The organism is Corallococcus sp. bb12-1 (assembly GCF_026626765.1).
GTDB lineage: Bacteria > Myxococcota > Myxococcia > Myxococcales > Myxococcaceae > Corallococcus > Corallococcus terminator.
In genome coordinates this window covers 1,125,640-1,134,711 of the sequence record NZ_JAPNJZ010000018.1, presented here as the reverse complement: position 1 = coordinate 1,134,711, position 9,072 = coordinate 1,125,640, and the positions used below count along the sequence as shown (strand labels likewise).

Genomic DNA, 9,072 nt, shown 5'->3' with positions numbered 1-9,072 from the left:
GCACGGCAGCGGACGCTCGGCACGCTCGCAGGCCGGTGCGGGCTTGGGTGCCCCGCGGGGCCGGGCAGGGAAGCCTCCTTCGGGCCGTCTCTTGTTGGAGCAACTGTATGACTGGGAGAAGGTGGAGGACCCGGTTACCCGCCGCTTCTCCCGTGCTTCCACGCTGGCGTGGACCCCTGGGGAATTGAAAGCACTCACCAGCCCCGAGGACCAGGCCCGGCTGGATTTCGAACGGATGCTCCAACTGCTGCTCGATGAAGCGGGCAGCATGTAGCGAGGAAGTCCCCCATGCCCATGCCCCCCGATACGAACGGCTGGAAGCCATCGAGGACCTGTTGGATGACAGGCACCTGGTGATGAGCAGCCACAACTGGACGTTGAGCTCGTTCACCCGCTACGACGAGACGAGCCTGTACCTGGACTCGGAGGAGCTGGGCGCGCGGCTCGAAGAGCGCTTCCGGGCGCTGTGGACGGAGAAGGCGGAGCGGGAAGCCGCTGCTGCCTCACCCATGGCCGCTGAGTCCGCGGTGGCCGAACCCTGAAGTCACTTCCGGCGCCAGGATGCCAGCGGTGTTTGAAATCGATGACGTCCGCGTCTACGCGCTGTCCTGAGCGGAGGGCCGCCCGCCCCCAGGCTCCGGCCGCCGCCGCGAGTGTTGGCAAGGCCCTCGGGGTGCACGCAGGCCCTGAGCCGGAGTAGACACGGGGGATGTCCGCCCTGCTCGACAGCGGCGTGCGCCGGGGCGCCGAGGTGCGCTGCCCCGGATGCACCCGCTTCATCCCGACCGACGTCGCCTGTCCGCACTGCTTCTGTGGCCCCGTCCCCCCGGAGCGCTACGGGGCCGCGCGGGAGCTGTTGAAGTCCGGGGTGGACCGCTTCGCCCTGGCATCCCGCACCGCCGCGCTGGAGCCCTCGCAGGTGGAGGTCCTGGCGGCCCGCTACGCGCGGCAGTGGGGCGTGGCGCTGCGGCTCATCGAGGACGCGCGGCGCATCGAGTCCCGGTTGCTGCAACGTGGCTTCGCGCGCGACATGGAGGACTCCTGGGCGGCCCAGTTGCCCACGGACGAGGCCCTCCTCGCCGAACGCATCGCGCCCTTCAGCCCCCTGCCGGATTCGCTGGCGTACCTGTCCCGCAAGGCGCCGGACATGGACCTGAGCAACATGGCGTCGCTCGCGTGGGTGCACGAAGGCACGTCCTCCGAGGATGCGCGCTCCACGGTGCGCTACCTGCTGCTCCAGGACGGACGCGTGGCGGTGGAGGCGATGCTGGCCCTGACGCGCTGGCGCAATGCCTTTCCCGTGCGGCTGACCCCCGAGGAGCGCGAGCGGATCCGCATGCTGGCCCTGGGCGTGCTGGACGTGCCCGACATCGGCGCGCGCGCCGCGGTCGCCTGGACGCGCGTGTCCCGGGAAGCGCCCCCCGCCGCCGTGTCGACCGCGCTGCACCAGGGTCTGTACGGCAGCGACCTGGACGTGCGCTTCGAATGCGCGCTGAGCCTGCGGGACGAGGTGGAGGTGGCGCAGGCGCTGGACTCGCCCGACGCGGACACCGTCACCTTCGTCCGGCGCATGCTGAGCGCGTGGGGCTCACCGCTGCTCTTCCCCCGGCTGAAGCGCGAAGGCGATGAGCGCTTCGTGCAGGACGTGCTCAGAGACCTGCCCTTCCCTCCGCCTGAAGGGGCCCTGGAGGCGCTGCTCACCGTGTCCGTGCGCACCGTCGGCTCGCTCGCGGACGAGCTGCTGGGCTTCGCGAAGCGGCAGTCCTTCCACGCCTGGGGACTGGAGGACCAGCGGCGCTGGGCCCGCTGGGCGCGCTCGGTGCTGCGCGACCTGCCCGCGGAGACCGCGCTGCGCTTCTTCGGCTGGGCCGCCACCCCGGGCGACAACGCCGAACCTCCCGAGGAGGAGGAGACGGAGGCGATGTGGAGCTTCCTGGAGGAGACGGTGCATGCGATTGACCGGGGCGTGGAGAAGGACCGCATCGCCTGCTTCAAGGACTTCCTCTTCGTGCACTTCCTCCACCACGCGGGGGTGGACGAACAGCGGCGGCTGAACGACTGGGCCCGCGACCCGCACAGCGGTGAAGCCCTGCTGGAAGCCCTGGTGATGTTCCCCTCGCGGCGCGAGCAGGCGCGCCTCCCCGCCTCCGGAGTCGAACACGCGGCCCGGCTGTTGATGGCGGTCTGGGAGGGCCCCGGCCAGCACCTGCTGGTGGCGCCCATGTCCAGTGTGGCGCGGCAGTGGAGCGCGTACTCCGGACGCGAGGTCCTGGTGGACGCCGTCTGGCAGCGCTTCCAATCCCATCCCTCCGAACGGGGCCTGCTGCTCGCCGCCTTCGCGAGCTGGCGCGACCGCCTGTGGGAGAAACAGCGCGAGGCGGAGCCCGACGCCCTCGTGCGCTTCCAGATGTGGTGGCGTCTGGACCCCGTGGGCCTCTATCCCCATGCGGAGCAACTGATGGACGGTGCACCGCTGGACGTCCTGCCCGCCAGGTTGCGAGCCCTCTGGGCGGCGGCGGAAGAAATCGTGAGCACGCGCCCGCGCACCGCGTCCCTCTCCGTGTCCAAGGGGGCCTGGGCGCTGCTGCGCGCGGTGGAGTCCGACGACCCCCGCTACATCCAGGTGATGGAGGCGGAGTTGGCGTACTTCGAGTCGCGCCTGCCCGCCTTCGAGCAGCGCGTGCGCACCACGCCGTCGCCGCCGGAGGAGTCCAACATCCACCGCGACTTCCTGGACGACACGCTCAACGCGCTGCGGATGATGCGCGAGCGCAGGGATCGCCGCCGCGAGCACGAGGAGCGCGAGCGTGAGCGTGAAATCGAACGGCAGGTGGCGGAGTCCCGCCGCCGCGACCAGCAGCGCCGGGCCGAGGAGGCCCGCGTCGCCGCCGAAGCGCTGGAGGCCGCCCGGCTCATCGAGCACGGACAGCAGCAGGCCCGGGCCCTGTCGGACGCCCGGCGCCTCATGACGGACCTCCAGCCCCAGGTGCCCGCGCGTCCCCTGGACCGGGAGGTGCTCTTCCCGGGCTCGGCGCTGCCCACGCTCCTGCACTACGCGCGGATGCTCAAGGCGCTGCAGGGGGGCGCGGACGTGATGAAGCTCTTCGAGGTCGTGGGACTGACGCCCACCGCCTGGGCCACGCAGGCGAACGCGTGGGGCCAGATGATGGTGGGCCGGCCGGAGCTGGCCATCCGCTTCTCCGAACTGCTGCAGGCGCCCTGGGCCTGAGCCGGGCGCCCGCGGAACCCCGTGCCCCGCGTTACTGCGCGGTGGCGCCGCCGTCGAGGATGACCTCGGCGCCGGTCATCAGCTTGGACTCGTCCGACGCGAGGTAGAGCACCGCGTTCGCCACGTCGTCGGGCTCGCCGAAGGTGCCCAGGGGGATGCCCTTGAGCATGCGCGCGCGTGTCTTCTCCGCTTGTCCTCCGGCCTGGGCCAGCGCCTCCACCATGGCGGTCTCCACGTAGCCCGGGTGCACGGAGTTGCACCGGATGCCGTAGCCCTTGGCCGCGCAGTGCAGCGCCACGGACTTGGACAAGAGGCGCACGCCGCCCTTGCTGGAGCTGTACGCGGGGAACTGCCCCACGCCCACGATGCCGGCGATGGAGGAGATGTTGATGATGGAGCCCTTCGCGTTGCTTTTCCGCATCGCGGCGATGCCGTGCTTGCAGCCCAGGAAGACGCCGTCCAGGTTGACCGCGTGCACCAGCCGCCACTCGTCCAGCGACATGGTCTCGATGTCCTTCACGATGCCCATGCCCGCGTTGTTCACCAGCACGTCCAGCCGGCCGAACTTCTCCAGCGTGCGCGCCATGGCGTTCTCCCACTGGGACTCCTGGGTGACGTCCAGCGCGACGAACAGGCCCGCGTCGCCCAGCTCCTGGGCCACCGCGCGCGCTTCGTCCTCGCGCCGGTCGGTCACCACCACCTTCGCGCCCTCGCGCGCGAGCATCCGCGCGGACGCGGCGCCCAGGCCTCCCGCACCGCCGGTCACCAGTACCACCTTGCCTTCGACTCGCTTCATGGTCGTTGCTCCTTCAATGCCGTGGGGGCGGCCCTGCGAGACTTCAGGTCGCGGGGTTGGGGGTGAGGATGATCTTCCCGTTGCGGCCCGGCTCCTGGGCGCGCTTCACCGCGTCGTGGATGCGCTCCAGCGGGAAGGTGCCATCCACGGGTGCCTGCAACGTGCCCACGGACATCAGCTCCGCGAGCCGCGCGAAGGTGGCGTTCTGCTCCTCGCGCGGGGCGTTGCGCATCCAGCGCACCAGCCAGAAGCCGCGCAGGGTGACGTCCTTGAAGATGGTGGCCGCCGCGGACAGCTTGGGGCCCTTGCCACTCATCGCGCCGTAGTTCACCAGCACGCCGCCGGTGGAAAGACAGTCGCCCAGCCGCCGGGCTGAATCCCCACCCACCGCGTCGATGCCCAGCCGCACCTTCGCGCCGCCCGTCGCGTCGCGCACCTGCGTGGGCAGCTCATCCGTGTCCAGCAGCACCACGTCCGCGCCCTGGGCCTTGAGCTCGTCGGCCAGGTCCTGGCGGCGCACCACGTTGATGGTCTTCAATCCCATCACCTGCGCCAGGGTGATGAGGTAGCGGCCCACGGCGGAGTTGGCGGCGTTCTGCACCACCCACTCCCCGGGCTGGAGCGTCACGAACTGGCGCAGCATCAGGTACGCGGTGGGCGGGTTGACCATCAGCATGCTCGCCTGGAGCAGGTCCAACCCCGGCGGCACGGGCAACAGCTGCGCGGCGGGCGCGGTGAGGTGGGTGCGCCAGGTGCCCGCGCCCAGCGGCAGGAACACCAGGTCCCCCACCGCCACGGCGTCGGAGCCCGCCACCTCCACCACGCGGCCCACGCCTTCGTTGCCCGGGGTGGCGGGCAGCTTGGGCAGCACGCCGTATTCACCGGAGAGGGTGAGCAGGTCAGAGGGGTTGATGGGCGTGGCCAGGACGGCCAGACGCGCCTCGCCGGGTTGGAGCGGCGCGGGGGATTCCTCCACCACCTGGGCGACGTCCGTGGGCGGACCGAAGGCCGAGAAGCGCACTGCTTTCATTGCATGCTCCCGCGTGAGGCCTGACTGAAGGCGGCGCCACCCTAACCGCCTTCGGCCCTGCTGCCGAGCGTGCAAAACAGGCCCACTCGCGGTGTGCGCCGGCCGTTGCATGAATCCATCCGCGCTTCATTCCGGCCCCGCGGGGGCGCGGGTCTGTCCACCCCCGAACGTGGGCTGGGGGAGGCTGGCGACCGTCGACAGTCGGCCCTCGCCACGGCGGCGAGGGCTGCACAGTTTCACGAATGGACCCCTTGGTGGGGCGCGTGGGGATGGGCGAGGGGGGCGAGTGTGAACAGCGTGCACCACGAAGTGGCCCTGGCCGGGCCGTTGGCGGCGGTCCCCGGAGGGCGGGCAGCCGAACCGGGCGTCTGGAAGCGCAGGCTGGTGACGGTGCTCAAGCCCGTCTTCGCGCTCGGCGGCCTGGGCATGCTGACGGCGATGGTGAACAAGGCGGGCGCCAACGAGCTGAAGACGACGCTCCTGACCGCGCTGCCGCTGCTCCCCTGGGTGGTGCTCATCGAACTGGGACGGCAGGGTTGTGACGCGACGGCGACGCGCCTGTCCTACGGAGCCCGCGCGGGCCAGGTGCCATTGTCGGTGTTGGTGCGAGCGCAACTGATTGGCACGGCGGTGTCGAGCATGGCGCCCGCGGGCCGCGCGGCGGCGGAGGCGACGAAGGCGACGCTGCTCACGCCATACGCGGGGGCGGCGGCGGCGGCGGCGGCGGCGGCCACGTCCCAGTCCGCGTCGCTGGGGGCCGGAGGGCTCATCTCCTTTCCGTGCGCGGTGGCGTCCTACCTGATGACGGGCTGGTCCGCGTTCACGGTGGCGATGCTGGTGCACGGCTTCGTGCTGCTGCTGGCGTCCCTGGGCGTGCGCGCGGGCCTGCGCGCGAAGCGGCTGGGTGCGTGGATGCGGCGCCGGTGCGGGAAGTGGGGCGAGCACGCGGAGTCGTTCCAGGCGTCGCTGTGCGCCGGAGGGCTGTGTCCGTGGCGGCCGATGCTGGCGTTCCTGGGCAGCCGCGTGTTGCAGGTGATGCAGTACGCGGTGCTGGCGCACGCGGTGGGCATCGACGCGACGGTGTTGCAGGCGCTCTTCACCCAGGGGCTCTACCTGGTGGCGCTGGCGATGGGCTCGCTGGTGCCGGGGCAGGTGGGCGTGACGGACAGCGTGTTCTCAATGGCCGCGGGCGCGATGGGGACCTCCGCGGCGAAGGCGATGTCCATCGCGGTGCTCGCGCACGCGGTGCAGGCGGTGTTCGTGCTGGTGGGGGCCCTCACGCCATTGGTGTGGCGGACCCGGAAGGCGACGGCGGCGCAGGGGGTCGCGCCGGTCGTACCCGCACCGGCGTACCACTGAAGGCGGCGTTGCCGCTGACGGCGTCCAGGGCCTGTTCATCCGTGAGGTCGTTGATGCTGACGCCCGCGTGCGCGCCCGCCACCTGCATGCGGATGCCCGAGCGTTGATGACCGTAGCCGTGCGGCAGGCTGACGACGCCGGGCATGACGTCGGCGGTGATGGCGACGGGGACGGTGACTTCACCCACGCGTGAGCGGATGGTGGCCTCCACTCCGTCGGTGAGACCCAGACGTGAAGCATCGTCCGGGTGCACCATCAGGGTGCAGCGGGGGCGGCCCTTCACGAGTCCCGGCACGTTGTGCATCCAGGAGTTGTTGTCGCGAAGGTGTCGCCGGCCAATGAGCAGCAATTCGTCCGCGCGAGGCGCCGCATCGTCGGGAAAGGCCGCACGGAGCCGGGCCACATCCGCGACGAGCAGCTCCGGAGCCAGTTGGATGCGTTTGGAGCGATGGCGGAGGCGGCCGGGGAGGGAAGGCTTCAAGGGGCCCAGGTCGATGCCATGGGGCGAGGCGCGAAGCTTCGCGAGCGACAGGCCGTCCTTCTTGAGCGGATGGAAGCGCGATCCATACGGCCCCATGCGCAGACCCAGGTCGAGCAGGCGCTCCGGCCCCAGGCGCTTGAGTGCCTGGTATTGGAGGGTGGCGCGTGCGGTGCGGCCGTGGCGCAGCGTCTCCAGGCGGTGCTGGAGCTCCAGGAGGATCTCCCAGTCCTGGCGGGAGTCGGGGGCCGGAGCGAACACGGGCGGTGAGTACTTGGCCGTGTTTCGCACCGCGAGCACGTGGAAGACGAGGTCGTAGTGCCCGCGCTCCAGCAGGGACGCGGGAGGCAGGATGTAGTGGGCGTGCCGGGTGGTCTCGTTGAGGTACGGATCCACGCTCACCATGAGGTCCAACTGTGACAGCGCGGTGTCCAGTCGGGTGCCATTGGGCGTGGACAGCACGGGGTTGCCGGCCACGGTGAAGAGGGCGCGGATGCGACCGTCGCCGGGGGTGAGGATCTCCTCCGCGAGAACGGCCACGGGCAGCTCCCCGGAGGACTCCGGCAGTCCGCGCACGCGGCTCTTCCAGCGGCCGTGGCTGCCAGGGCTGACGCCCAGCGCGCGAGGCCCACCGATGAGGTCGAACGCGGGCTGCGTGAAGAGCGCGCCGCCTTCGCGGTCCAGGTTGCCGGTGACGATGTTGAGGACGTTGATGAGCCATTGGCAGAGCGAGCCAAAGGGCTGCGTGGACACACCGACGCGGCCGTAGCAGACAGCGCCCTCCGCCGCGAGGAAGTCCCGGGCGATGCCGCGCAGCACGTCCGGAGCGATGCCGGTGTGTGGGGCCGTTCTCTCCGGAGGGAAGTCGCGCACGAGCGGCACGACGGTGTCCAGGCCGTCCACGAACCCGGCGAGTCGCCCCATGCGGTGGGCCTCGCCTTCCAGCACGACGTTCAGCAGGGAGAACAGGGCGAGCGCATCGGTGCCAGGGCGGACGAAGACGTGCTGGTCGGCGATGCCAGCGGTCTCCGTGCGGCGCGGGTCGATGACGACGACCTTGCCCCCGCGCTCCTGGATGGCGCGGAGGCGGGCGCGGACATCGGGCGTGGTCATCAGGCTGCCATTGGACGCCAGCGGATTGGCGCCCAGCATGAGCATGTACCGGGTGCGGTCGATGTCTGGGATGGGGACGAGCAGCTGGTGGCCGAACATGAAGTGGGCCACGAGCTGGTGGGGGAGCTGGTCGACGGAGGTGGCGGAGAACCGGTTGCGCGAGCGCAGCGCGCGAAGCAGGCCGGGGCCGAACATCATCGCGCCCAGGTTGTGGACGTTGGGGTTGCCCAGGTAGGCGCCCACGGTGTGGGGGCCGTGCTCCTGCTGGAGGGCATGGAGGCGCCGGGTGATGTCGCTGAACGCGTCCTCCCAGGACACGCGTTCCCAGCCGGACGCAGTGCGCTTCATGGGATGGCGCAGGCGGTCCGGGTCTTCGTGCAGGTCGCGCAGCGCCACGGCCTTGGGACAGATGTGGCCCCGACTGAACGGGTCCGCGTCGTCACCCTTGATGGACGTGATGCGGCCGTCGGCCACTTCAATGCGCACCCCGCACATCGCTTCGCAGAGGTTGCAGGTGCGGAAGTGGACCTGGGGCGGGGCGGAAGCGGTCATGGGTGGAGTCTACGCCCCCTGCCGCGCTCAAAGCCTGAGGTGTTGAAGAATTGCACACACCATGAAAATCCCTCCTACATTCACTTGCAAGAGGCTCTGTGGAATCATCCCCACGCAGCAACCGCGGAGAGCACCCCCATTCGTCAGGAGGAACAATGCGCTCGTTGTTGATTGTCGGTCTTGCCGTTATCGGAGTTCAGTTTGGGTGTGGAGGGGACGGGGCCGACATGGGAACTCAGCCCGAACTTGCATCGCGCGAGGACCGACTCATCTGTCTCACTGATTCCATCACCACATATTACAGCGATGCCACATACACCACGGTGGTCGGCGAGGATCGGTGCTTCTGCAACAGCTTCCCAGAGCGTACGGGTAGGAGAAGCTCGTATTGGATTGAGGAAATCAATGGGGAGTGCCCCGGGCTTGCGCCGACGAATCCATAGCTCCAGACAACACAGGCACTGTACGGGCTGAAACGCAGTCGAGGTGAAGGAAACCGAGGAGGTTCTCCACCT

The 9,072-nt window shown here is 70.2% G+C and carries 7 protein-coding genes; 4 read left to right on the top strand and 3 right to left on the bottom strand.

All coding sequences use genetic code 11. From position 1 onward, the window contains the following. The 3 genes from OV208_RS25290 to OV208_RS25280 all read left to right on the top strand — a co-directional run. Positions 1-274, top strand: a 274-nt coding sequence (locus tag OV208_RS25290) for a hypothetical protein (RefSeq protein ID WP_267576444.1), incomplete at its 5' end; no start/stop codon positions are given. After that, complete coding sequence (locus OV208_RS25285; RefSeq protein ID WP_267576443.1) at positions 255-542, top strand: hypothetical protein; 288 nt, start codon at positions 255-257, stop codon at positions 540-542. The genes OV208_RS25290 and OV208_RS25285, both read left to right, overlap by 20 nt. Positions 543-709: 167 nt before the next feature. Next, positions 710-3,229 carry a hypothetical protein gene (locus OV208_RS25280; protein ID WP_267576442.1) on the top strand — a complete coding sequence of 840 codons (2,520 nt, stop codon included), beginning with the start codon at positions 710-712 and terminating at the stop codon, positions 3,227-3,229. A 31-nt stretch (positions 3,230-3,260) separates the two neighbouring features. On the opposite strand, the gene OV208_RS25275 is transcribed toward OV208_RS25280, so the two are convergent. Beyond that, positions 3,261-4,025, bottom strand: a complete 765-nt coding sequence (locus OV208_RS25275) for a glucose 1-dehydrogenase (protein WP_267576441.1) — start codon at positions 4,023-4,025, stop codon at positions 3,261-3,263. Positions 4,026-4,068: 43 nt separating this feature from the next. Then, complete coding sequence (locus tag OV208_RS25270) at positions 4,069-5,055, bottom strand: zinc-dependent alcohol dehydrogenase family protein (protein ID WP_267576440.1); 987 nt, start codon at positions 5,053-5,055, stop codon at positions 4,069-4,071. Positions 5,056-5,343: 288 nt separating this feature from the next. Between OV208_RS25270 and OV208_RS25265 the strand changes: the two genes are divergently transcribed. Continuing rightward, positions 5,344-6,414 carry a lysylphosphatidylglycerol synthase domain-containing protein gene (locus OV208_RS25265; protein ID WP_267576439.1) on the top strand — a complete coding sequence of 357 codons (1,071 nt, stop codon included), beginning with the start codon at positions 5,344-5,346 and terminating at the stop codon, positions 6,412-6,414. Here the strand turns inward: OV208_RS25265 and OV208_RS25260 are convergent. Then, positions 6,332-8,557 (bottom strand): molybdopterin-dependent oxidoreductase, encoded by a 2,226-nt coding sequence (locus OV208_RS25260; RefSeq protein WP_267576438.1) that lies wholly within the window; start codon positions 8,555-8,557, stop codon positions 6,332-6,334. The genes OV208_RS25265 and OV208_RS25260 overlap by 83 nt on opposite strands. Between the last annotated feature and the right edge of the window lie 515 nt (positions 8,558-9,072).